22 protein-coding genes and 1 pseudogene are annotated in these 22198 nt (G+C 69.2%); 16 read left to right on the forward strand and 7 right to left on the reverse strand.

Translation table 11 applies throughout. The annotated features are described in order from the left end of the window. The first annotated feature begins 99 nt into the window (after positions 1–99). Both CCZ27_RS13540 and CCZ27_RS13545 read left to right on the forward strand, forming a co-directional pair. Positions 100–552, forward strand: a complete 453-nt coding sequence (locus CCZ27_RS13540; RefSeq protein ID WP_096452558.1) for a SixA phosphatase family protein — start codon at positions 100–102, stop codon at positions 550–552. A gap of 123 nt (positions 553–675) precedes the next feature. Then, positions 676–1650: a hypothetical protein gene (locus CCZ27_RS13545; RefSeq protein ID WP_232516406.1), complete on the forward strand. Its 975-nt coding sequence runs from the start codon at positions 676–678 to the stop codon at positions 1648–1650. Positions 1651–1684: 34 nt separating this feature from the next. On the opposite strand, the gene mnmA is transcribed toward CCZ27_RS13545, so the two are convergent. From mnmA to CCZ27_RS13560, 3 genes are read right to left on the reverse strand one after another with little or no spacing between them, the layout of a single operon-like run. Next, the gene (gene mnmA, locus CCZ27_RS13550) at positions 1685–2782 is read right to left on the reverse strand and encodes a tRNA 2-thiouridine(34) synthase MnmA (RefSeq protein WP_096452560.1); all 1098 of its coding nucleotides are present in this window, start codon (positions 2780–2782) and stop codon (positions 1685–1687) included. A gap of 16 nt (positions 2783–2798) precedes the next feature. Further along, complete coding sequence (locus CCZ27_RS13555) at positions 2799–3602, reverse strand: hypothetical protein (protein WP_232516407.1); 804 nt, start codon at positions 3600–3602, stop codon at positions 2799–2801. A gap of 13 nt (positions 3603–3615) precedes the next feature. Then, positions 3616–4068, reverse strand: a complete 453-nt coding sequence (locus CCZ27_RS13560; protein ID WP_096448971.1) for an NUDIX hydrolase — start codon at positions 4066–4068, stop codon at positions 3616–3618. 168 nt (positions 4069–4236) lie between these two features. On the opposite strand from CCZ27_RS13560, the gene CCZ27_RS13565 reads away from it, so the two are divergent. The 7 genes and pseudogenes from CCZ27_RS13565 to CCZ27_RS24335 all read left to right on the forward strand — a co-directional run bounded on the left by CCZ27_RS13565 (position 4237) and on the right by CCZ27_RS24335 (position 9341). After that, on the forward strand, positions 4237–5157 hold the full coding sequence (locus CCZ27_RS13565) for a branched-chain amino acid transaminase (RefSeq protein ID WP_096448973.1): 921 nt from the start codon (positions 4237–4239) through the stop codon (positions 5155–5157). A gap of 12 nt (positions 5158–5169) precedes the next feature. Then, positions 5170–5370: a zinc-finger domain-containing protein gene (locus tag CCZ27_RS13570; protein ID WP_096448975.1), complete on the forward strand. Its 201-nt coding sequence runs from the start codon at positions 5170–5172 to the stop codon at positions 5368–5370. A gap of 109 nt (positions 5371–5479) precedes the next feature. After that, positions 5480–5908, forward strand: a complete 429-nt coding sequence (locus CCZ27_RS13575) for a YybH family protein (protein WP_096448977.1) — start codon at positions 5480–5482, stop codon at positions 5906–5908. A gap of 6 nt (positions 5909–5914) precedes the next feature. Further along, positions 5915–6892: a hydrolase gene (locus CCZ27_RS13580; protein ID WP_096448979.1), complete on the forward strand. Its 978-nt coding sequence runs from the start codon at positions 5915–5917 to the stop codon at positions 6890–6892. 75 nt (positions 6893–6967) lie between these two features. Beyond that, entirely contained in the window at positions 6968–8359 is a 1392-nt protein-coding gene (locus CCZ27_RS13585) for a phosphomannomutase/phosphoglucomutase (RefSeq protein WP_096448981.1), read from the forward strand. 229 nt (positions 8360–8588) lie between these two features. Beyond that, positions 8589–8921, forward strand: a pseudogene (locus CCZ27_RS24760) (acyl-CoA thioesterase); the annotation flags it as partial. A gap of 81 nt (positions 8922–9002) precedes the next feature. Next, positions 9003–9341, forward strand: a complete 339-nt coding sequence (locus CCZ27_RS24335; protein WP_232516668.1) for an acyl-CoA thioesterase — start codon at positions 9003–9005, stop codon at positions 9339–9341. A 116-nt stretch (positions 9342–9457) separates the two neighbouring features. Here CCZ27_RS24335 and alaS read toward each other — a convergent pair whose 3' ends face one another. After that, positions 9458–12079: an alanine--tRNA ligase gene (alaS, locus tag CCZ27_RS13595; protein WP_096448985.1), complete on the reverse strand. Its 2622-nt coding sequence runs from the start codon at positions 12077–12079 to the stop codon at positions 9458–9460. Between the two features lie 145 nt (positions 12080–12224). Here alaS and CCZ27_RS13600 point away from each other — a divergent pair, with 145 nt between their 5' ends. Both CCZ27_RS13600 and CCZ27_RS13605 read left to right on the forward strand, forming a co-directional pair. After that, positions 12225–12776 (forward strand): cob(I)yrinic acid a,c-diamide adenosyltransferase, encoded by a 552-nt coding sequence (locus CCZ27_RS13600; RefSeq protein WP_096448987.1) that lies wholly within the window; start codon positions 12225–12227, stop codon positions 12774–12776. A gap of 200 nt (positions 12777–12976) precedes the next feature. Further along, a complete protein-coding gene (locus CCZ27_RS13605; protein WP_157748584.1) occupies positions 12977–14035 on the forward strand; it encodes a porin in 1059 nt (352 codons plus the stop codon). Positions 14036–14170: 135 nt separating this feature from the next. On the opposite strand, the gene CCZ27_RS13610 is transcribed toward CCZ27_RS13605, so the two are convergent. From CCZ27_RS13610 to aroG, 3 genes are all read right to left on the reverse strand, one after another. Beyond that, positions 14171–16045, reverse strand: a complete 1875-nt coding sequence (locus tag CCZ27_RS13610; protein WP_096448991.1) for an ATP-binding cassette domain-containing protein — start codon at positions 16043–16045, stop codon at positions 14171–14173. Between the two features lie 17 nt (positions 16046–16062). Then, a complete protein-coding gene (gene dinB / locus CCZ27_RS13615; RefSeq protein ID WP_096448993.1) occupies positions 16063–17175 on the reverse strand; it encodes a DNA polymerase IV in 1113 nt (370 codons plus the stop codon). Between the two features lie 245 nt (positions 17176–17420). After that, positions 17421–18506: a 3-deoxy-7-phosphoheptulonate synthase AroG gene (gene aroG / locus CCZ27_RS13620; RefSeq protein WP_096448995.1), complete on the reverse strand. Its 1086-nt coding sequence runs from the start codon at positions 18504–18506 to the stop codon at positions 17421–17423. A 147-nt stretch (positions 18507–18653) separates the two neighbouring features. Here aroG and CCZ27_RS13625 point away from each other — a divergent pair, with 147 nt between their 5' ends. The 5 genes from CCZ27_RS13625 (at position 18654) to msrQ (ending at position 22141) form a co-directional block, all read left to right on the forward strand. Beyond that, entirely contained in the window at positions 18654–19040 is a 387-nt protein-coding gene (locus CCZ27_RS13625) for a COG4315 family predicted lipoprotein (RefSeq protein ID WP_096448997.1), read from the forward strand. Between the two features lie 17 nt (positions 19041–19057). Next, on the forward strand, positions 19058–19576 hold the full coding sequence (locus CCZ27_RS13630) for a sigma-70 family RNA polymerase sigma factor (protein ID WP_096448999.1): 519 nt from the start codon (positions 19058–19060) through the stop codon (positions 19574–19576). Next, positions 19573–20352, forward strand: coding sequence for an anti-sigma factor family protein (locus CCZ27_RS13635; RefSeq protein ID WP_096449001.1), 780 nt, complete (start codon positions 19573–19575; stop codon positions 20350–20352). The genes CCZ27_RS13630 and CCZ27_RS13635 overlap by 4 nt, the downstream gene beginning before the upstream one ends. Before the next feature lie 147 nt (positions 20353–20499). Beyond that, positions 20500–21444 (forward strand): protein-methionine-sulfoxide reductase catalytic subunit MsrP, encoded by a 945-nt coding sequence (msrP, locus tag CCZ27_RS13640; RefSeq protein ID WP_096449003.1) that lies wholly within the window; start codon positions 20500–20502, stop codon positions 21442–21444. 10 nt (positions 21445–21454) lie between these two features. Then, positions 21455–22141: a protein-methionine-sulfoxide reductase heme-binding subunit MsrQ gene (msrQ, locus tag CCZ27_RS13645; RefSeq protein ID WP_232516408.1), complete on the forward strand. Its 687-nt coding sequence runs from the start codon at positions 21455–21457 to the stop codon at positions 22139–22141. The last annotated feature ends 57 nt before the right edge of the window (positions 22142–22198 follow it).

The following is a 22198-nucleotide window of genomic DNA, read 5'->3' on the forward strand; positions in this document are numbered from 1 at the left end:
AACACGCTGCCGGCCGCCCTGGCCGAAAGCGGGCTGGCCGACATTTCCGTGCAACAGGAGGCGCGCATGATGCCGTCCCCTGCAAGGATGGAGAAACGCATGGATCTTTTGCTGTGGCGCCATGCCGAGGCGGCGGACGGCAGCCCGGACCACACCCGCGAACTGACCGATCGCGGCCGCCGGCAGGCGCGGCGCGTGGCCGCGTGGCTGGACCAGCATCGGCCCAAGCAGCTCAAGGTGTATGCGAGCCCCACGCTGCGTACCCGGCAGACCGCCTCGGCCTTCACCGACGATTTCCAGGTCGTCGGCGCGCTCAGCCCCGACGGCGGCGTCGCCGACATCCTTGCAGCCACGGGCTGGCCCGACGCGCGCGGTGCCGCCCTCGTCGTCGGCCATCAACCGGCGCTCGGCCGCCTGTGCGCGCTGCTGCTGTCGGGCGCGGAGGCGGACTGGACGATCAAGAAGGGCGCGCTGTGGTGGTTCACCAACCGCGTGCGCGAGGACGAAACCCAGACCGTGCTGCGCGCGGTGATCCCCGCCGACTTCGCCTGACCCGCCGCGCGCAGGCAGCACGCCATAGCCAAAACGCGCTGGAAGTGGCATCCTCGCGCCGACTTCGTTCCGCGATGGCGACCGGCCGTCGCGACACGACGAAAAGCTATTGTTGTTGCGGCGATGAATACAGCCAAGCTCCCGCCCCCCGCGGCATGTAACGACCTGCCCAACGGCACGCCCGATACCATCGATGGCGTGCGACGCGTCTACTACGACGGCTACTGGCTCAAGGTCTATGATCCGCCTCTCGATTCGCTCAGCGCCAAGAAGACGCTGATCCAGGCGCTCACCCGCCGCCTGTTCAACCACGTCGAGCACGGCATCAACATCCCCGGCAAGCGTCTGGACGACGCGCGGCGCTCCTACGAAACCGAGCCGGACCCGGCGCACAAGCGCGTCAAGGGGGCGATGCTGGCCGGGGCGCTGTTCAACCGCGCCACCGACATCTTCACCAAGCTGGTGGAACTGCAGGAACTCGGCATCGAGATCGACACCGACAACGCGCTGATGCGCGAGTGCGGCCTCTGTCTGCACGAGGCGCTGGAACTGGGCAAGCTCGTACTGCACCGCAGCGGCGAAGAGGGCATCGACGAACTGTGGGGCGAGCCGTTCCGCGCCTTCTCGATCCCGGTAGAGGCTTTCTACGAAAGCCGCTACGTGAAGATCGCCCAGGCACTGCGCGACATCGACCTGATCGCCGCAGTGATGACCTCGACCTTCGCCGCCACCCCGATGTTCCACGGCATCGAACCGCTGGTGGCCGATTTCGCCTGCATCGCGAAGGTCAAGTGCGAGACGCTGCGCACCGATCCCGACATCTTCGACGTGTGGGCGGATTTCGTCGTCGCCTCCGAGCAGCTCGGCCTGTTCGCCCCCAGGCTGGCGCCCGCCTCCAACCCCGCCGAGCAGCAACTGGCCAGCGACGGGCTGCACCTCATCGTGCAGGGCCGCAACCTGCTGACCGACATCACCCGCGCGCGCGTGACGATGCCCAAGAGCGCGCGCGAATACATCGAACGCTGCGGGCGCTACGGCGAACTGGTGCGCAACTCGGGCCGCGCGGTGCTGGCCGGCGCCGCCCCGGCGCGCACCTGACGGCGGCCGCGGGCTGCGCGGCTACCGGCGGAACTCAGGCGATCACGCCCCCGCCCAGGCACACCCTGGACTCATAGACCACCACGCTCTGGCCCGGCGTGAGCGCCCATTGCGGCTGGGCGAAGGCGATCTCGGCGCGCCCGCCGGCGATGGAATCGATCTCGCACGGCATGTCGGGCGTGCGGTAGCGCGGCTTCGCCGTGTAGACCCAGTGCGTGTGGGGGGCGCGGCCGGCGATCCAGTTGAGGTCGGTGGCGGTCAGGCGCTCCTTCAGGAGCGCCGGATGGTCGTGTCCCTGCACCACGTAGAGCACGTTGGCCTTGACGTCCTTCTTCGCCACGTACCACGCGTCGTGCTCGCCGGCCTCGTCCTGGTTGCCCTTGATGCCGCCGATCAGGAGGCCCTTGCGCTGGCCGATGGTGTGGTACATCAGGCCCTGGTGCTCGCCGAGCACGCGGTCGTCGTCGAGCGCGCGGATCTCGCCCGGCCGGGTGGGCAGGTAGCGCATCAGGAATTCACGGAACGGCCGCTCGCCGATGAAGCAGATGCCGGTCGAATCCTTCTTCGCCGCCACGTGCAGGCCCGCCTGCTCGGCGATCCTGCGGACCTCGCGCTTGTACAGCGCGCCCAGCGGGAACATCGTCTTCGCCAGTTGCGCCTGGGTGAGGCGGTACAGAAAGTAGCTCTGGTCCTTGGTGCCGTCCTCGGCCTTCAGCAACTGGTATTCGGTGCGCCCGTCGTTGTTCCATTCGCGCACCTGGGCGTAGTGGCCGGTGGCGATGCGTTCGGCGCCGAGCTGCATCGCATGGTCGAGGAAGCAGCGGAACTTGATCTCGGAATTGCACAGGATGTCGGGGTTCGGCGTGCGCCCCGCCTCGTATTCGCGCAGGAAATCGGCGAACACGCGGTCCTTGTACTCGGCGCTGAAATTGACCACTTCGAGATCGATGCCGATGACGTCGCACACCGACGCCACGTCGACCAGATCCTGGCGGGTCGAACAGTACTCGTCGTCATCGTCGTCCTCCCAGTTCTTCATGAAGAGGCCCGTCACCGCGTAGCCCTGCTGCTTGAGCAGCAGCGCAGTGACCGACGAATCCACCCCGCCGGACATGCCGACCACCACCCTCATCCCGTTCGGGTCCTGCTTACTGGACATCCGGTCCACCTCCATCTAGCCATTCGGCGAGCGGCAGCACGATGGCCGCTTCGCCATTGTCGACGAACCAACTGTCGATCACGTAACGGTCGCCCGGCCTCGCCTCCGCCATCTCCGCCCGGCCGGCGCGCTCGTCCGGACGCCCGGCGTCGTTCGCCGCCCCGGCGCAGTCGCACAGCGCGAGCAGCACCGGAACGTGGTCCGGCACCTCGACCGCCTTCTCCGTCGCCCGCTCCTGCAGGCGCGGAGCGACCTCCTCCACCACTGCGCCGAAGTGCTGCAGGATCAGCCGCGTGCGCCGCGCCGGCTCCAGCACGCGATGAAAACGCAGCCAGCCGTGCGCTTCGAGCAGCCCGAGGATGCGCGTGGTCGAGGTCGAATGATCGATGCAGTCCATCCGCCCCTCGACCTCCTGGTCCAGGAAATTGCCCGCGCGGTCGGCCGCAACCGGCGTCTGCCGTCCCGCCACCGCCAGCAGCATGCCCACCGCCTGCGCCAGCGCCTCGCGCTCGGCCGCGGCATCGGGCGCGGCCTCCAGCCGCCCGCGGATCGTGTCGAGCGTCGCCCCCGGCACCGAAATGTCGCGCTCGGTGAGGCAGCCGTAGTTGAAGCAGATCCGGAAAGTGTCGTCGGCAGCCGGCTCGATCGCGGGCACGGACGGCACGGACTGCGGCGCGACGGCAAGCACCTTCGCCGGAAGCGCCTTCGCCGGCACCGTGGCGGCGGCGCGCGGCGCGGCGGACGCGGCAGCCGCCACGGCGGACAGGATCAATACCGGCAGCAGACGGCGCATCGGCGGGCCGGGCTCAGGCGTAATGCCGGATCAGATCGAGCGGATAGCGCCGCCCGGCGATCCAGTCGTCCACGCATTGCAGGATCAACGGGCTGCGATGGCGCTCGCGGGTGGCGGCCAGCTCGTCGCGCGTCATCCACACTGGACGCAGGATGCCCGCGTCCAGCGGCCGTCCGGCCTCCTCGCCCGCCACCCGCCCGCCGAAGGCGAAGCGCAGATAGGTGATGTCGCCCTGCGGACGCGGCCACTGATAGACGCCGACCAGGAACTCCGGCACGAAGTGGTGCGCGGTCTCTTCCAGCGCCTCGCGCACGCTCGCCTCGAGCAGCGACTCGCCCTTCTCCAGGTGCCCCGCGGGCTGGTTGAAGCGCGGCCCCTCGGGGGTTTCCTCCTCCACCAGCAGGAAGCGCCCGTCGCGCTCGACGACCGCGGCGACGGTGACGTTGGGTTTCCAACTGCGATCCATGCGAGGCGCTCCATCGACAAGAAGGCGGAATTCTAACGCGCCGCTGGCCGGCCCAAGGCCGCGAACGCGGTCCGGCGCATTCGGCGTTCGCCTTTGCGCTAGAATCCTGGAATTCTGCCCGGCACGGCCGGGGCACTTCAAACACCTCTCGAGTTGGAGATCCGAATCATGTCCATGGCTGACCGCGACGGTTTCATCTGGCAAGACGGAAAGCTCGTTCCGTGGCGCGAGGCGACCACGCACGTGCTGACCCATTCCCTGCACTACGGCCTGGCCGTATTCGAGGGCGTCCGCGCGTACAACACGGCCAAGGGCACCGCCATCTTCCGGCTCGCCGAGCACACCCAGCGCCTGATCAACTCCGCCAAGATCTACATGATGGACATCCCCTACTCCAGGGATGAACTCATGGCAGCGCAGAAAGAGGTCGTGCGCGCCAACAAGCTCGAATCCTGCTACATCCGCCCGCTGGCCTTCTACGGCTCCGAGAAGATGGGCATCTCGACGATCGGCGCCAGGGTGCATGTGATCGTCGCCGCCTGGCCGTGGGGCGCCTACCTCGGCGAGGAGGGCCTGGAGAAGGGCATCCGCGTGAAGGTGTCGTCCTACACCCGCCACCACGTCAACTCGACGATGCCGCGCGCCAAGCTGTCGGGCACCTATCCGAACTCCATCCTCGCCAACCTCGAGGTCACCCGCCAGGGCTACGACGAGGCGCTGCTGCTCGACAACCAGGGCTTCGTCGCCGAGGGCGCGGGCGAGAACCTCTTCATCGTGCGCGACGGCAGGATCTACGAGCCCGAGATCGCCTCCGCGCTGACCGGCATCACGCGCGATTCCATCCACGCGATCGCGCGCGAACTCGGCTACGAGATCGTCACCAAGCGCCTGACCCGCGACGACATCTACCTGGCCGACGAAGCCTTCTTCACCGGCACCGCCGCCGAGGTCACGCCGATCCGCGAACTCGACGACCGCAAGATCGGCGAAGGCCGCCGCGGCCCGGTCACGAGCAAGATCCAGGCGCGCTTCTTCGAGGTGGTCGGCGGCCGGGCGCCCGAATACGACAACTGGCTCGCTTACATCTGAAAGGGACCCGCCATGGTAGAGAACACCGACAAGACGCAGGCCGTCGTCATCCATGCCAAGGATCTGCCGCTCCACTGTCCGCTGCCCGGCGCGCCGCTGTGGGCGCGGCATCCGCGCGTGTTCCTCGACGTGCTGAAGACCGGCGAGGTAGTCTGCCCGTACTGCAGCGCCCACTACGTGTTCGCCGGCGAGCGTCCGAAGGGCCACCACTGAACCCGGCGCACGCCCGGCGGTCGATGAAGCGCGGGGGCTGACGCCCCCGTGTGCTTTTGGGGCCCCGCCGGCCCCTTTCCCCTGCCCGACCGTCCCGCGAAGAGAACCCATGAGCAAGCCGATCTACACCTCGTCCGCCGACGCGGAAGCCGCCTTCTACGACGCACTGGCCCGCTCCGACCTCGACAAGATGATGTCGGTGTGGGCGGAGGACGACGAGGTGGTGTGCATCCATCCGGGCGGCCCGCGCCTGGTCGGCCTCGCCGGCATCCGCGAGATCTGGCGCCAGATGATGGGCAACGGCGTGCGGCTCGGCGTCGAGGTCAGCCAGGCGGTCGTCACCGGCAACGCGCTGATGGCGGTGCACAGCGTGTTCGAGCGCATCAGCATCGACGAGGCGCGCCGGCGCAGCCCGCTGATCGCCGCCACCAACGTCTACCTGCGCGGCGCGCTCGGCTGGCGCATGGTGATGCATCACGCCTCCCCGGTGCCCGAGGGCAATCCGGTCGCCGACCTGGCGCCGCGCATCGTGCACTGAAGGCCGATGAGCGGGCCGTCTGCCTACCGCGCGCCATGGTGGCTGCCCGGCGGCCACCTGCAGACGATCTGGCCGCTGGCGCGCAAGGGCGCGCTGCCCGCCTACCGGCGCGAACGCTGGGACACGTCGGACGGCGACTTCATCGACCTCGACTGGGTCCAGGGCGGCGCCGCGGATGCGCCGCTGGTCGTGCTGTTCCACGGCCTCGAGGGCTCGAGCCGGTCGCACTACGCGCGCACCCTGATGCGTGCGCTGGCACGGCGCGGCTGGCGCGGCGTGGTGCCGCACTTCCGCGGCTGCTCCGGTACGCCGAACCGGCTGGCGCGCGCCTACCATTCCGGCGACAGCGACGAGATCGACTGGATACTGCAGCGCCTGCACCGGCTGGCCGGCGGCGCTCCGCTGTTCGCCGCCGGCGTATCGCTGGGCGGCAACGCGCTGCTGAAATGGCTGGGCGAGCGCGGCCCGCGGGCGGGCGTACTGCTGCACGCCGCCGCCGCGGTCTGCCCGCCGCTGGACCTGACCGTCTCCGGCCATGCCCTCGGCCACGGCTTCAACCGCCTCTACGCGCTGCACTTCCTCGCCACGCTCAGGCGCAAGGCGCTGGAGAAGTGCGCACGCCACCCCGGACTGTTCGACGCACAGCGCATCCGCCGCGCACGCACGCTGTACGACTTCGACGACGCCTACACCGCGCCCGCGCACGGCTTTACCGGCGCCGACGACTACTGGCGCCGCGCTTCGAGCAAACCCTGGCTGCACGCGATCGCCTGCCCGACGCTGCTGCTCGGCGCGGCCAACGACAGCTTCGTCCCGCCGGCGGCCCTGCCCGCGAAAGAGGACCTGCCGCCTGCGGTCGTCTTCGAATGTCCGGCCGGCGGCGGCCACGTCGGCTTCATCGGCGGCCCCTGGCCGGGCGACCAGGACTGGCTCGCCCGGCGGCTGCTGAAGCACTTCGACACGAAACTGCACAATGGTGCATGACATACTTGCCCATGCTGCGCCGCAGCGAGAATACCGTCCCACGCCGCCGATCACCCGCCCCATCCGGACCCACACATGACCCAACGCCCCTACGCCCTGCCCGCCGCGGAAATCTTCAAGGCCTACGACATCCGCGGCATCGTCGACACCGTGCTCACGCCCGAGGCGGTACGCGCCATCGGCCACGCCATCGGCTCCGAGGCCGTGGCCCGCGGCCAGAAGGCGGTTGCCGTCGGCCGCGACGGACGCCTCTCCGGCCCGGCGCTGGCCGGTGCGCTGGCCGACGGCATACGCGCCGCCGGCGTCGACGTCATCGACATCGGCTGCGTGCCGACGCCGCTCACCTACTTCGCCGCCTGGCAGCTCGGCTGCGACTCCTGCGTGTCGGTCACCGGCAGCCACAATCCGCCCGACTACAACGGCCTCAAGATGGTGCTCGGCGGCCAGACGCTATATGGCGACATGATCCAGGCACTGCGCCGCCGCATCGCCGACGGCGACCTGGCGCATGGCGAGGGCCGCCTGACGCAGGCCGACGTCACCGCCGCCTACCTCGACCGCGTGGCCGGCGACGTGAAGCTGGCGCGGCCGATGAAGATCGTCGTCGATTGCGGCAACGGCGTGGCCGGCGGCATCGCCCCCGCGCTGTTCCAGCGCCTGGGCTGCGAAGTCGTCGAATTGTTCTGCGAGGTCGACGGCCGCTTCCCCAACCACCATCCGGACCCCTCCAAGCCCGAGAACCTGCAGGACGTGATCCGTGCGCTGCGCGACACCGATGCCGAACTGGGGCTGGCCTTCGACGGCGACGGCGACCGCCTCGGCGTGGTCACCAAGGACGGCGAGATCATCTATCCCGACCGCCAGCTCATGCTGTTCGCCGAGGACGTGCTCTCCCGCGTGCCGGGCGGCGAGATCATCTTCGACGTCAAATGCACCCGCAACCTCGCCGGCTGGGTGCGCGCGCGCGGCGGCAAGCCGACGATGTGGAACACCGGCCATGCGCTGGTGAAGGCCAAGCTGAAGGAGACCGGCGCGCCGCTGGCCGGCGAGATGAGCGGCCACATGTTCTTCAAGGAGCGCTGGTACGGCTTCGACGACGGCCTGTACGCGGGCGCTCGCCTGCTCGAGATCCTGTCCGCCCGCGCCGACGCCAATGCCGCGCTGAAGGCACTGCCGAACGCGGTCAGCACGCCCGAGCTGAACCTGAAGATGGCCGAGGGCGAGCCCTTCGAGCTGGTGAAGCGCCTGAAGGAAGCGGCGCGCTTCGACGGCGCGGAGGAGACGATCACCATCGACGGCGTCCGTGTCGAATATGCCGACGGCTTCGGCCTCGCCCGCCCGTCGAACACCACGCCGGTGGTGGTGCTGCGCTTCGAGGCCGACGACGCGGCGGCCCTGGCGCGCATCCAGGCCGCCTTCCGCGACGCCATCGACGGCGTGTGGCCGGGCCTGAAGCTGCCGTTCTGAAGCCCCCGTTCCGATCCGTCGCCGCGCCGGCCCCTTGCAGCAGCCGGCCGGCGGCATGCCGGCCCTGCCCTCCTCCGCAGGCGCGGCGCCGGGGCCAACATGGGCCAGGCATTTCTTGGCATGATCTCCGCTCGTGACCTCTGCCCGCCCGCTACAGGAGAACTCCATGGCCGACCATCCCGCGACCGCCGGCGAAATCCCGCCCGACGAACATCTCGCGCTGCGCGTGATGCCGATGCCCGCCGACCTCAACCCGGCCGGCGACGTGTTCGGCGGCTGGATCATGGCGATGGTCGACGTCGCCGGGGCGATTCCCGCCATCCGCCATGCACGTTCGCGCGTGGTGACGGTGGCGGTGAATTCCTTCGTGTTCAAGCAGCCGGTGTCGGTGGGCGACGTGGTCAGCTTCTACTCTACGGTGGCGACGGTCGGCAGATCTTCGATCACCGTCGACGTCCACGTGTTCGCCGAGCGCCACCCGGCCAACCCGCTCGTGGTGAAGGTGACCGAGGCGCGGCTGACCTACGTCGCGATGGACCGCGAGGGACGCAAGCGCGAAGTCACCGGAATCGGCCTGGAGAAAGCAGTGGCCGGATGCACCGAGCCGCCGTCCGACAAGGAACTCGTGCTGCGCGTCGTGCCGATGCCGGCCGCCCTGAATCCGGCCGGCGACGTGTTCGGCGGCTGGATCATGTCCATGGTCGACATCGCCGGCGCCGTCCCCGCCACCCGCCAGGCACGCTCCAGGGTGGCGACGGTGGCGGTGGATTCCTTCGTCTTCAAGCAGCCGGTGTCGGTCGGCGACGTCGTCAGCTTCTATGCGCAGATCGTGCATGTGGGAACCACGTCGGTCACCGTCGACGTGGAGGTCTTCGCCCGCCGCCATCCGGAAAACCCGGTGGTGGTGAAGGTGACCGAGGCCAAGCTGACCTACGTCGCCATCGACGAATTCCGCGCCAAGCATCCGATCCGGGCGGCGTGAGCCGCCGGCTGCCGGCATCGGCAGCCGTTCCGCAGCCCTGAAACGAACGACGGCCCGGGAACGCATGGCGTTCCCGGGCCGTTTCGCTGGCGGACGTCGTGGCGTCCGTCAGCGCATCAGAGCCGTTCTTCCACCCAGTCCCTCACCGCGGCCAGCGCCGCCGGCAGGTTCTCCGGCTGCGTGCCGCCGGCCTGGGCCATGTCGGGACGGCCGCCGCCCTTGCCGCCGACCTGCTGGGCGACGAAGTTCACCAGCTCGCCGGCCTTCACCCTGGCGGTCTGGTCGGCGGTGACGCCGGCGATCAGCGACACCTTGCCGTCGGCCACCGCGGCAAGCACGATCGCCGCCGATTTCAGCTTGTCCTTCAGCTTGTCCATCGTCTCGCGCAGCGTCGGCATGTCGGCGCCGTCGAGCGTGGCGGCAAGCACCTTGATGCCCTTCACGTCGGCGGCCTGGTCCGCGAGGTCGTCGCCCTGGCTGGAGGCGAGCCTGCTCTTCAGGCGCGCGAGTTCCTTCTCCAGCGCGCGCACGTTGTCGAGGATGCCGGCGACGCGCTCGGCCACTTCGTCGGGCTGCACCTTCAGCAGCGCCGACATGCCCTGCACGCGGCGCTCCTGCTCCTGGGCGTAATGCAGCGCGTTCTCGCCGGTGACCGCCTCGACGCGGCGGATGCCGGCGGCGACGCCGCCCTCGGACACGATCTTGAAGAGGCCGATGTCGCCGGTGCGCGCCACGTGGGTGCCGCCGCACAGTTCCTTCGACGAGCCGATCGTCAGCACGCGCACCTCGTCGCCGTACTTCTCGCCGAACAGCATCATCGCGCCCGCCTTCTGCGCATCCTCGAGCGCCATCACCGCGGCCTCGGTGGCGGCGTTGGCGAGGATCTCGCGGTTGACGATCTCCTCCACCTCGCGGATCTCTTCCGGCGTCATCGGCGCGGTGTGGGCGAAGTCGAAGCGCGTCTTGTCGGAATCGACCAGCGAGCCCTTCTGCTGCACGTGGGCGCCGAGCACCTCGCGCAGCGCCTTGTGCATGAGGTGGGTGACGGAGTGGTTGCGCGCGGTGGCGAGGCGGGCGGCGACGTCCACGCGGGCATTCACGCCCTGGCCCACCGACAGCCTGCCGGTGCGCACCACGCCGTGGTGGCCGAACACCGCGGCCTGGATCTTCTGCGTGTCTTCCACGCCGAAGATGCCGGCGCTGCCGCGCAGTTCGCCGCGGTCGCCGGCCTGGCCGCCGGATTCGGCATAGAACGGCGTGTGGTCGAGCACCACCACGCCCATGTCGCCTTCGGCGAGTTCATTGATTGCCGCGCCGTCCTTGTACAGCGCGAGGATGTTGCCCTTCTCCTCGAGCAGTTCATAGCCGTGGAAGGTCGTCTCCGGGCCGTCGTAGTCGAGGTTGGCCACCATCCTGAACTTGCCGGCGGCGCGCGCCTGTTCCTTCTGCCGCGCCATCGCGGCGTCGAAGGCCGGCGCATCCACCGTCACGCCGCGCTCGCGGCAGATGTCGGCGGTGAGGTCCAGCGGAAAACCGAAGGTGTCGTGCAGCTTGAAGGCGGTGCCGCCGTCGAAGACCTTCTCGCCGGCGGCTTCCATCGCCGCGAGTTCGGCCTCGACGATCGCCATGCCGTTCTCGATGGTGGCGAAGAAGCGTTCCTCTTCCTGCTTCAGCACCTCGGCCACGCGCTTCTCGCCGGCCTTCAGTTCCGGATACGCGGCGCCCATCTCGGCGACCAGGTCCGGCACCATGCGGTGGAAGAAGGCGGCGCGCGCGCCCAGCTTGTAGCCGTGGCGGATGGCGCGGCGGACGATGCGGCGCAGCACGTAGCCGCGGCCCTCGTTGCCGGGGATCACGCCGTCGGCGATGAGGAAGGAACAGGCGCGGATGTGGTCGGCCAGCACCTTCAGCGACGGCGCATCCATGTCGGCGCCCGAGGTCTCGCGCGCGGCGGCCCCGATCAGCGCCTGGAACAGGTCGATCTCGTAGTTGCTATGCACGCCCTGCAGCACCGCCGAGATGCGCTCGAGGCCCATGCCGGTATCGACCGACGGCCTGGGCAGCGGATGCATCACGCCCTGCTCGTCGCGGTTGAACTGCATGAACACGTTGTTCCAGATCTCGATGTAGCGGTCGCCGTCCTCCTCGGGCGAGCCCGGGGGGCCGCCCCAGATGTCGGGGCCGTGGTCGTAGAAGATCTCGGTGCACGGGCCGCAGGGGCCGGTGTCGCCCATCATCCAGAAGTTGTCCGAAGCGTAGCGCGCGCCCTTGTTGTCGCCGATGCGGATCACGCGCTCGGCGGGCACGCCGACCTCCTTCGTCCAGATGCCGTAGGCTTCGTCGTCCTCCGCATACACCGTGACCCACAGCCTGTCCTTGGGCAACCGGAAGACCTCGGTGAGCAGTTCCCATGCGTAGCCGATCGCATCGCGCTTGAAGTAGTCGCCGAAGCTGAAGTTGCCCAGCATCTCGAAGAAGGTGTGGTGGCGCGCGGTGTAGCCGACGTTTTCCAGGTCGTTGTGCTTGCCGCCGGCGCGGACGCACTTCTGCGAGGTGGTGGCGCGGGTGTAGGGACGCTTGTCGAAGCCGAGGAACACATCCTTGAACTGGTTCATGCCGGCGTTGGTGAACAGCAGCGTCGGGTCCTCGTGCGGCACCAGCGAGCTCGAAGCCACGATCTGGTGGCCCTTGGATTCGAAGAACTTGAGGAACTTGTCGCGGATTTCGGCGGATTTCATCGGCGTTGGCGTCGTTTCGGAGCGAAAGGCCCGCATGGCGGGCGAATGCGCAAGTCTATCATGAGCTTAGTGGCCGCTCCGGAGGCCGCACCGGGGGTCGCTCCCCTATAATTGACGTTCACGTCAACCAACGACAGGGACAGCCATGGGACATCGTCTTTCCAAGATCTACACCCGCACCGGCGACGCCGGCACCACCGGCCTGGGCGACGGCCGGCGCGTATCGAAGAACAGCCTGCGCATCGGTGCGCTGGGCGAGGTTGACGAGACCAACGCGATCATCGGCCTCCTGCTGTGCGAGGAACTGCCCGAGGACGTCCGCGCCCTGCTCACCGACGTGCAGCACGACCTGTTCGACCTCGGCGGCGAGGTGTGCATCCCGGGCATGAGCATGATCACCGGGAAGCAGGTCGCCCACCTGGAGAACGAACTCGACCGCCTGAACGAACCGCTCGAGCCGCTGAAGGATTTCATCCTGCCGGGCGGCACGCGCGCCGCCGCACTCTCCCATCATGCGCGCACCGTCTGCCGCCGCGCCGAACGCGCACTGGTCGCGCTGGCGCAGGAAGAGGCGGTCAACGACGGCCCCCGCCAGTACCTGAACCGCCTGTCCGACCTGCTGTTCGTGCTCGGCCGCGTGCTGAATCGCGCAGGCGGCCGCGGCGACGTGCTGTGGCAGAAGCGGAAGAACGCCTGACCCGGCACCGAAGGACGGGGGCCGACCAGCCCGCCAAGGAAGCGCGGCGCGGCCGCGCCCATCTCCCATTTGGCATTTAATTCCTAGTACATATGCACATTGTAACAATAATTTAACATTGTTGCGTCATAGTCGATGTGGCTGGACGCCCTGCACGCGCGGGGCGCCCAGCCTTTCCGTTCATAATCCGGGACTCACCAGTGAAGAAGACTCTCCTCACCTGCGCCATCGCCGCGGGCCTCTCGGGCGCGGTTCACGCCCAATCGAACGTGACCGTGTACGGGATCGTGGACCTCGGCTACAGCTTCCGCGACGCCGATGGCCAGAGCAACCGCAACGCCATCGACAGCGGCATCTCATCCGGTTCGCGCCTCGGCTTTCGCGGCACCGAGGATCTCGGCAACGGCCTGAATGTGAAATTCGTGCTCGAGCAGGGCATCAAGCCCGACACCGGCGAATCGGACCAGAGCGGGCGTACCTTCGGCCGCGCGAGCTGGGTCAGCCTGGCGGGCGCCTTCGGTGAAGTGCGCGCCGGCCGCCAGAATGCGCTGGGCTACGACTGGTTCGCCGGCGGCGTGACGCCGTGGGGCACCAACTACCTGCAGGCCAACCCGAAGACCATCTTCGGCTACGACAACGTCGCCGAACGCGTCGACAACGCGGTGTTCTACTATTCGCCCAGCTTTTCCGGCTTCCAGGGCGCGATCGGGTATGCGCGCAACGGCAACGGCAACGAAACGGCGGGCAACGAGAACGACACCGCCGTGGTCTCCGCCGCGCTGCGTTACCGCAACGGCCCGCTGCTGGCCGTGCTGACCTACGATCAAAAGGACGTGGCCGATTCGAACACGACCGTCAACCGCGACGACACCCGCAACATCGCGATCGGCGCCACCTACGACTTCGGCGCGCTCAAGGCCCACTTCGGCTACGGCCAGTTGAAGAACCGCGGCTTCAAGAAGGATGCGGACAACGAGAACGCCTGGCTGGTCGGCCTCACCGTGCCGGTGAGCACCGCGGGCAAGCTGATGGCCACCTATCAGCGCGTGAACGATGCCCGCAACATGAACGAGTACGGCCGCAAGTTCGACGACAACCGCAGCGGCTTCGCCGTCGTATACGACCATGGGCTGTCCAAGCGCACCAGTCTGTACGCCTATGCCAGCCAGTACGCCAACGTCGTGCTGGACAAGAGCGGCTCGTCCGACAAGCTCGGCGACGCGACCGAACTCGCTCTCGGCGTGCGCCACAGCTTCTGATCGGATTCACCGCCATCGTGCAAGCGGCGCCACCTCCGGGTGGCGCCGTTTTCGTTCACGCGTTCACGCCTTCCGGCCCCGGCAGGAGCGGCGCCGGACGCGGCAGCGAGTCCCGGCATGGCCGGAGAGCGGCCGTCAGCCGCCGCCGTTGGTCTCGCCCTGGGCCGCCAGCATCTCGCGGAACAGCGCCGACGACTGCGCCAGTTGCCACGCGGTGCCCGCCGCCTCCACACGGCCGGCGCGCATCAGGATCACGCCGTCGAAGCGGTCGAGCAGGTGCAGCCGGTGCACCGACGAGATCAGCGTCGCATCGGCGAAATGCTCGAACAGGCGGGCATAGACCCTGACTTCGGTCTCCGGATCGAGGCTGCTGGTCGGCTCGTCGAGCAGCACCAGCGACGAGCCTTCGGCCGCGAGCACGCCGCGCGCCAGTGCAAGACGCTGGCGCTGGCCCCCCGACCAGTTCGAACCGCCCTCGGTGACGCGCGTCGCCAGCCCTCCCTTCAGCCCATCGACCAGCGGATCGGCGCAGGTGGCGTGCAGGGCGGCCGAAATGCGCTCGGCGCCGGCGCTGCCGCCCAGCAGCAGGTTCTCCGCCAGCGTGCCCTCGAACATCTCGGCCTGCTGCGGAATCAGCGTCGCGATGGTGCGCAGCGTCGAAGCGGGATCGGATTCGCGCGCGCCGTCGAAATGCAGCGAGCCCTCCGCCGCCTCGTCCAGCCCGGCGAGCAGGCGCAGCAAGGTGCTCTTGCCGGCGCCGCTGGGGCCGATCAGGGCGTAGTGGCGGCCGCGCTCCAGTTCCAGGCCGTCGATGCGGATACCCGCTGCCTCGCGCGCCCCGGCATGCGAGAAACGCAGGCCCTCGATGCTCAGGCGCTGCCAGTGGTCGGTGGAGGACGAACGCACCGTCGGCACTTCCACCTCCTTCGCCTCGAGCAGCGGCTGCGCGGCGGCATAGTCCGCGCGCTGGCGCGCCAGCGACTGGAAATGCGCGGCGATCGCGGTGATCACCCCGCCGGCCTGCTGCGCGTACTCGTACACCATGAACACCTTGCCGAGCGCGATGCCGGCCGCCGCGCCCGCCACCGCCGCGCCGCCGATCGCCCCCGACGCCTCGGCCGCGTAGACCGCCACCAGGACGCACCACAGCAAGCTGGCGAGCAGGTCCACCGAGCACCACTTGACCTCGTTCAGCACGATGCTGCGCTTGAGCGGGCCGAACACCGCCACCAGGCGCTCGCCGATCAGTCGCGCCACGCCTTCGCCGCGCCGCAGCGCGAGCACCGACAGCACGTTGCCCAGCACGTCCACCAGCGCCGCCGAATACGCGCGCTCGGCGCGGTTCTCGTCCACCGCCAGCCGCATCATCACGCGGTCGAAGCGGGTGATCAGCAGCCCGATCAAGCCATAGCCGACGATCGCGACCCAGCCCACCAGCGGCGAGATCAGGTACAGCGCGATGATCGGCCCGACGAGCCGCACCGTGTTCTGCAGGTAGATGAACTGGCTCTGCGCGAAGTCGTACAGCGCATGCGTGCTCTGCTGCACGCGGTGGGTGACCTCGCCGGAATGGTGGCTTTCGTGCCAGGCCAGCGGCGCCGACATCAGGCGGCCCACCAGCAGCGCCGACAGCCGCTCGCGCACCTTCAGCGCGACGTTGCGCTCGAGGATGCGCCCCGGCCCGTGCAGCAGCCAGCTCGCGACGATGGCGGCAAACACCAGCGCCAGCCAGCGCGCCGCCGACGGCAGCGAATCCAGCCCGCCCGACTGGATCGCGTTGATCGCATTCCCGGCCAGCCACGGCACCCCCAGCTTGAAGATCTGGGACGCCAGCAACAACAGGAAGGCGCCCAGGATCAGGCGCCGCATGCCCGCGGCGTGATGCCACAGGGCCTTGTACAGGGCCGGCAGACTAACCGGGCGTTCGTGGGGGACGTGAGCTTCGTCGACGGCGACGGCGGGCGGATGAGGCAGCGGGTCCTCGAGAGCGGCGGAGGTGGGCTCGGTCATGGTGGTGACCTCGAAGGTCAGTTTGTCGTTTGGTTGTCCGGCTCGCGGCTATCCTCGCACGCCGGACCGTCATCGAACAGCCCGATCTGCCCGTGCCCGTCGTCCTGCGCCGCTCCTTCGGCGAACCGCACCCCCACGCCCAGCAGCCGCACCGGCCGCGCGCGGCGCGCATGGCCTTCGTCGAGCAGCGCCATCCACACCGCCTCGTCCGGCGCGGCGCAAACGCACTCGGCGGTGGTCTGGCTGAAATCGGCGAACTTGATCTTGACCACCGCCTTGTGCACCGGCCGCGGCTCCCCGGTGCGGGCGAAACGCTGCCGGAATTCGTCGATCAGCGCCGGCAGCGCCGCGCGGCAGGCCGCCAGATCGGGCAGATCGGCGGCATACGTCGTTTCCACCGACAGCGACTTGCGGATGCGGTCCGGCCGCACCGGCCGTTCGTCGATCCCGCGGCACAGACGGTGCAGGCTGGCGCCGAAGCTGCCGAACTCGCGCGCGAGATCGGCCAGGCTCCACGCCCTCAGGTCGCCGCAGGTCTCCACCCCGAGCCGGTTCAGCTTCGCCGCGGTGACCTTGCCGACGCCGAAGATCTTCTTCACCGGCAAGGCGGCGACGAAGGCATCCACGTCCTGCGGCCGCACCACGAACTGCCCGTCCGGCTTGTTCCAGTCGCTCGCGACCTTGGCGAGGAACTTGTTCGGCGCGATACCCGCCGACGCGGTGATGCCCACCTCCTCGCGGATGCGCGCACGGATCTCCTGCGCCATCAGCGTCGCCGAGCCGCGGCAGCGATCGACGCCGGTCACGTCGAGATAGGCTTCGTCGAGCGACAGCGGCTCCACCAGCGGCGTGTAGCCGCGGTAGATTGCCAGGATGCGGCGCGAAGCCTCGCGGTAGCGGGCGAAGTCCGGCGGCAGCAGGATGAGGTGCGGGCACAGCGTCAGCGCGCGCGCGGTGGACATCGCCGAATGCACGCCGAAGGCGCGCGCTTCGTAATTGCAGGTCGCCACCACCCCGCGCTGCTCCGCCCGGCCGCCCACCGCCAGCGGCTTGCCGGCGAGCGACGGGTCGTCGCGCATTTCAATCGCGGCGTAGAAGCAGTCGCAATCGCAGTGGATGATCTTGCGCATGGGCTTTGGCCGTCCAACAGGCAGGCACCGGGCTTCGGCAAGCCTTTGCAGCGGTAGCGGCAGACGCGCGCGGGGTTCCCGGAGCCGGCGAGGACCGTCCGGGCGCGCAGCGCGCGTTCCGCAGCCGGCGGAGGGAATGCCCCGCGCGTCTGCCGCGGCCAGTCCGTGCGCCGGTCCTCATCGCCGGGCCCACGAAAAAGCCCGCGCGAAGGCGGGCCCGGAATGCCTCGGCGGCAACGGCCCGGTCACTCGAACTGCGTCGCCCGCTTCACCCGGCGCTGGCGCACCGCCTCGGCCAGCACGTCGAGCACGACCACGCTGTCCTCCCAGCCGATGCAGGCGTCGGTGATGCTCTTGCCGTACTCCAGTTCCTTCCCCGGAATCAGGTCCTGACGCCCCTCCTTCAGGTGCGACTCGACCATCACGCCGATGATGCGATCGTCGCCCTGCGCCAGTTGCTCCGCCACGTCGCGCGCCACCTCGATCTGCAGCCTGTGCTGCTTGCGGCTGTTGGCGTGCGAAAAATCGATCATCACCTTCGCCGGCACGCCGCCCGCGGCCAGGTCCTTGCACGCCGCTTCCACGCTCGCCGCATCGTAGTTCGTGCTCTTGCCGCCGCGCAGGATGGCATGGCAATCCTCGTTGCCACGCGTCGACACGATGGCCGAATGCCCCGCCTTGGTCACCGACAGGAAATGATGCGGCGACTGCGCGGCCTTGATCGCATCCACCGCGATCCTCACGTTGCCGTCGGTGCCGTTCTTGAACCCCACCGGACACGACAGGCCGGAAGCCAGCTCCCGATGCACCTGGCTTTCCGTCGTGCGGGCGCCGATCGCCCCCCAACTGATGAGGTCGGCGATGTACTGCGGCGTGATCATGTCGAGGAACTCGGTGCCCGCCGGCAGGCCGATCTCGTTGATCTCCCACAGCAGCTTGCGCGCCAGCCGCACGCCCTCGTTGATGCGGAAGCTGTTGTCCAGGTACGGATCGTTGATCAGGCCCTTCCAGCCCACCGTGGTGCGCGGCTTCTCGAAATAGACCCGCATCACGATCAGCAGGTCGTCCTTCAGCCGATCGGCTTCCGCCTTCAGCTTGCGCGCATATTCGATCGCCGCATCCGCGTCGTGGATCGAACACGGCCCGATGACCACCAGCAGCCGGTCGTCTGCGCCGTACAGGATGCGGTGGATGGCCTGGCGTGCCTCGTACGCGACGCCGGCCGACCGGGGCGTGGCCGGAAACTCGCGCAGCACGTGGGCCGGCGGCACGAGTTCCTTGATCTCCTTGATACGGACGTCGTCGATATGGATCTTCATGGAGGCAGGCATGCTGGAAATGTGTGCTAAATCGAAAATGGTCTTCGATTCTAGCCCAAGTCCCGGCCGCTCTGCGCCAGCGGGAAATTCCTCCGCGAGGGAATAAACGGGGACCGCCACCTGTTCATCGGATACCCCACACCCGAAAGGAGACACACCATGAACACTCGAAGCCGCCTGCTCGCCGCCCTCGCACTGCTGACCCTGTCCGCCGCCGGCCCCGGTGCGCACGCCGCCGACGCGCCGGCCATGGCCAGGGACGGCGTCCTCGTCACGCCGGCCGGCATGACGCTGTACACCTTCGACAAGGACCCGGCGGACGCCACCAGGAGCATGTGCAACGGCCCCTGCGCAAACAACTGGCCGCCGCTCGCCGCCGACAAGTCGGCCGCCCCCACCGGCGACTGGAAGCCGATCGCGCGCGACGACGGTGGCATGCAGTGGTCGTACAAGGGCAAGCCGCTCTACACCTGGAGCAAGGACCAGAAGCCCGGCGACCGCAGCGGCGACGGCATGAACGGCGTCTGGCACACCGCTGCGCCCTGAGCCCGCGCCCTGCCGGCATGTCCTTCCAGGACGACCTGCTCGCCGAGATTCCCCGCCTGCGCCGCTACGCCCGGGCGCTGACGGGGGATGCCGCGCGCGCCGACGACCTGGTGCAGGACACGCTGGAGCGCGCGCTCGGCCGCTGGCGGCTGTGGCGCCCGGGCAACCTGCGGGCCTGGCTGATGACCATGATGCACAACCTGTTCATCAACGAAGTCCGTGCCGTGTCCGCGGTCGAATACCGCGACGGCGCCGAACTGCCCGAGCGTCCGGCGCGCCCGCCCCAGGACGACGGGCTGGAGCTGCGCGACCTGGAGCGCGCCCTGCAGGCGCTCCCTGCCGAACAGCGCGAAGTGTTGCTGCTCATCGGCCTCGAGGATCTCACCTACGAGGACGTCGCGCGCATCACCGGCGTGCCGGTCGGCACCGTGATGTCGCGCCTGTCGCGCGCCCGCGGCCGGCTGCGCGGCCTGCTGTCGGGCGCGTCGCCGCACCCGACGTCCTCGGGCAGATCCCATCTGCGAATCGTGAAATGAGCACCCGCCCCCCCATCTCCGACGCCGAACTCAATGCCTGGGTCGACGACCGCCTCGACACCGACGGACGCACCGCCGTCGACGCCTGGCTTGCCGCCCACCCCGAAGAGGCGCGCGAGCTGGAGGACTGGCGCATGATCAACGAACGCCTGCGCGCAGCCTACGAGCCGATGCTGCACGAGACGGTGCCCGCGCGGCTCGGGGCGGCCTTGTCCGCACGCCGCCGGCCATCGCTGGCCGCCGCCGCCGCCGCGGGCTGGCTGATGCTGGGCGGACTGATCGGTGCGGCCGGCGGCTACCGCTACGCCAGCCTCGATGCGGCGCCCGCGCTCTCCGCCGCGGCGGGGACGGATCTCGCGCGCCGCGCCGCCATCGCCCACGCCGTCTACAGCCCGGAGCAGCGGCATCCGGTGGAAGTCGGCGCGGACCAGGAGGCCCACCTCGTCGCCTGGCTGTCCAAGCGCCTGGGCACGCCGCTGCGCGTTCCCAGGCTCGGTGCGCACGGCTACGATCTGGTGGGCGGCCGGCTGCTCGCCGCCGAAGCCGGCCCCGGCGCCCAGTTCATGTACGAGGATGCCGCCGGCCGGCGCCTGACGCTCTACGTCAGTGCGCAGCGAAGCGAGGACGTGCGCACCGGGTTCCGCTTCGCGGAAGAGGACGGCATCGGGGTTTTCTACTGGGTAGACCGCGGCTTTGCCTACGCGCTGTCGGGCAAGGCGCGGCGCGAGGTCCTGCTGCCCGTGGCCGAGGCGGTCTATCGGCAGCTCGGCCCCTGAACCGAATCCCGCCGCGCGCGTCTGACTGCTGCTGGCGATCGACGGGCAGCAGGAACAACGCCGCGCAGGACCGCCGCAGTCCCGGACGTGCCGGCTCCACCGACACAACGGCCGCCGATGCAAGAACCGCAACCGACCCACGCAATCATGCTCATCCAGCGCCCCTCCGACATCCTTCCGTCCGAAATCACGCCGCATGCCCTGTTCGAAGACCGCCGCCGCTTCCTGCGCGACACCGGCCTGCTGCTCGCCGCCGGCGCGATCGGCGGCGCCCTGCCCAGGGCCGAAGCGGCCGGCGCCGCAGCGAAGCTCGGTCCGCTCGCCGCGTCCCCGTTCAGCACGGGCGAGGAGAAAACCGGCTACAAGGCCGTCACCACCTACAACAACTTCTACGAATTCGGCACCGACAAGGGCGATCCGGTGGAAAACGCCGGCCGCCTGGCCACCCGCCCGTGGACGGTGCGCGTCGAAGGGCTCGCCGGCAAGCCGCGCACCTTCGACATCGACGAACTGCTGCGTTTCGCACCGCTGGAGGAACGCATCTACCGCATGCGCTGCGTCGAGGGCTGGTCGATGGTGATCCCGTGGGTGGGTTTCCCGCTTGCCAGCCTGCTCAAGCGGGTGGAGCCGCTGGGCAGCGCGAAGTACGTCGAGTTCGTCACCCACTACGACCCGCAGGTGATGAGCCGCCGGCAGGTGCTCGACTGGCCCTACACCGAGGGCCTGCGCCTGGACGAGGCGCTGCATCCGCTGACCATCCTGACCGTCGGCCTCTACGGCGAGGTGCTGCCGAACCAGAACGGCGCCCCGGTGAGGCTGGTGGTGCCGTGGAAGTACGGCTTCAAGAGCGTGAAGTCCATCGTGACGATCCGACTCACCGAGAAGCAGCCCGCCACCGCGTGGAACAAGGCCGCACGGCATGAGTACGGCTTCTATTCGAACGTGAACCCGCAGGTCGACCACCCGCGCTGGAGCCAGGCGACCGAGCGGCGCATCGGCGAGATCCGCAAGCGTCCGACGCTGATGTTCAACGGCTACGCCGAGCAGGTCGCGAGCCTCTACCAGGGCATGGACCTGCGCGCCAATTTCTGAGCCCTATGCCATGACGACGACACCTCGAATGCCGGGCCGGGTCTGGATCGGCTGGATCAAGGCCGTACTGTTCGCGCTCTGCCTGCTGCCCGCGCTGCGTCTCGCGCTGGGCTGGCAGGACGACGCCCTGGGAGCGAACCCGATCGAGACGATCACCCGCGCCAGCGGCGAGTGGACGCTGAACTTCCTGCTCATCACGCTGGCCGTCACGCCGCTGCGCCGCCTCTCCGGCCTCAACTGGCTGCTGCGGCTGCGGCGGATGCTGGGCCTGTTCGCGTTCGCCTACGGCTGCGCGCACCTGGCGACCTATCTGTGGCTGGACCAGTTCTTCGACTGGCCGGCGATCGCGCACGACATCCTGAAGCGCCCCTTCATCACCGTCGGCTTCGCCGCGCTGGTGCTGATGACGCCGCTGGCGCTCACCTCCAACGCGTGGTCGATCCGGCACCTAGGCGGCCGCAGGTGGCAGGCGCTGCACCGCTCGGTGTACGGCATCGCCATCCTCGGCGTGGTCCACTACTGGTGGCTGGTGAAGGCGGACGTGCGCGAACCGATGCTCTACGCCTTCGCCCTGGCCTGGCTGCTGGGCATGCGCGCCTGGTGGCGCGAGCAGGAGCGGCGCCGGCAGCAGTCCATGCCGCCGCCGGTACCTCCTTTCAAGGGCCGCGTCATCCGCATCGTGCCGACGGACAAGTAGCGGGAAGCCCCCTGGCCCGCGAGACCCGGCCGCCGCAAGGGCGCGCCGGCCTTCTCC

Source organism: Thauera sp. K11, from assembly GCF_002354895.1.
GTDB lineage: Bacteria > Pseudomonadota > Gammaproteobacteria > Burkholderiales > Rhodocyclaceae > Thauera > Thauera sinica.

Coding starts and splice junctions, on each gene's coding strand:
- CCZ27_RS13540 (WP_096452558.1), top strand. CDS start 100: ATGGATCTTTTGCTGTGGCGCCATGCCGAGGCGGCGGACGGCAGCCCG.
- CCZ27_RS13545 (WP_232516406.1), top strand. CDS start 676: ATGAATACAGCCAAGCTCCCGCCCCCCGCGGCATGTAACGACCTGCCC.
- mnmA (WP_096452560.1), bottom strand. CDS start 2,782: ATGAGGGTGGTGGTCGGCATGTCCGGCGGGGTGGATTCGTCGGTCACT.
- CCZ27_RS13555 (WP_232516407.1), bottom strand. CDS start 3,602: ATGCGCCGTCTGCTGCCGGTATTGATCCTGTCCGCCGTGGCGGCTGCC.
- CCZ27_RS13560 (WP_096448971.1), bottom strand. CDS start 4,068: ATGGATCGCAGTTGGAAACCCAACGTCACCGTCGCCGCGGTCGTCGAG.
- CCZ27_RS13565 (WP_096448973.1), top strand. CDS start 4,237: ATGTCCATGGCTGACCGCGACGGTTTCATCTGGCAAGACGGAAAGCTC.
- CCZ27_RS13570 (WP_096448975.1), top strand. CDS start 5,170: ATGGTAGAGAACACCGACAAGACGCAGGCCGTCGTCATCCATGCCAAG.
- CCZ27_RS13575 (WP_096448977.1), top strand. CDS start 5,480: ATGAGCAAGCCGATCTACACCTCGTCCGCCGACGCGGAAGCCGCCTTC.
- CCZ27_RS13580 (WP_096448979.1), top strand. CDS start 5,915: ATGAGCGGGCCGTCTGCCTACCGCGCGCCATGGTGGCTGCCCGGCGGC.
- CCZ27_RS13585 (WP_096448981.1), top strand. CDS start 6,968: ATGACCCAACGCCCCTACGCCCTGCCCGCCGCGGAAATCTTCAAGGCC.
- CCZ27_RS24335 (WP_232516668.1), top strand. CDS start 9,003: ATGCCGGCCGCCCTGAATCCGGCCGGCGACGTGTTCGGCGGCTGGATC.
- alaS (WP_096448985.1), bottom strand. CDS start 12,079: ATGAAATCCGCCGAAATCCGCGACAAGTTCCTCAAGTTCTTCGAATCC.
- CCZ27_RS13600 (WP_096448987.1), top strand. CDS start 12,225: ATGGGACATCGTCTTTCCAAGATCTACACCCGCACCGGCGACGCCGGC.
- CCZ27_RS13610 (WP_096448991.1), bottom strand. CDS start 16,045: ATGACCGAGCCCACCTCCGCCGCTCTCGAGGACCCGCTGCCTCATCCG.
- dinB (WP_096448993.1), bottom strand. CDS start 17,175: ATGCGCAAGATCATCCACTGCGATTGCGACTGCTTCTACGCCGCGATT.
- aroG (WP_096448995.1), bottom strand. CDS start 18,506: ATGCCTGCCTCCATGAAGATCCATATCGACGACGTCCGTATCAAGGAG.
- CCZ27_RS13625 (WP_096448997.1), top strand. CDS start 18,654: ATGAACACTCGAAGCCGCCTGCTCGCCGCCCTCGCACTGCTGACCCTG.
- CCZ27_RS13630 (WP_096448999.1), top strand. CDS start 19,058: ATGTCCTTCCAGGACGACCTGCTCGCCGAGATTCCCCGCCTGCGCCGC.
- CCZ27_RS13635 (WP_096449001.1), top strand. CDS start 19,573: ATGAGCACCCGCCCCCCCATCTCCGACGCCGAACTCAATGCCTGGGTC.
- msrP (WP_096449003.1), top strand. CDS start 20,500: ATGCTCATCCAGCGCCCCTCCGACATCCTTCCGTCCGAAATCACGCCG.
- msrQ (WP_232516408.1), top strand. CDS start 21,455: ATGACGACGACACCTCGAATGCCGGGCCGGGTCTGGATCGGCTGGATC.